General features: G+C 38.4%; 1 protein-coding gene. It reads left to right on the forward strand.

Annotated features, from left to right (window positions below):
- A partial coding sequence (locus tag ACIR310F_RS23060) for a hypothetical protein (protein WP_196803239.1) occupies window positions 1–224 on the forward strand: 224 nt, incomplete at both ends.

Genomic DNA, 224 nt, shown 5'->3' on the forward strand with positions numbered 1-224 from the left:
TAGGCACTATTGGAGTTGCTTTTAATAATACAGGAACAGTCAATGTTGAATCAGGAACTTTAAACCTTACGGGAGGAGGAGTTAGTAATGGTGGTAACTTCAACTTAACTAGCGGTAAAACCTTGGGATTTGGTGGTGGAGTTTATACTCTCAATAATGGAGCAAAAATCAACGGTAATGGTAATCTTTCCGTCAGTGGTGGAACTTTAGATGTCAAATTAGCA

Source organism: Dolichospermum circinale AWQC310F (assembly GCF_000426925.1).
In the GTDB taxonomy this organism is placed as follows: domain Bacteria; phylum Cyanobacteriota; class Cyanobacteriia; order Cyanobacteriales; family Nostocaceae; genus Dolichospermum; species Dolichospermum circinale.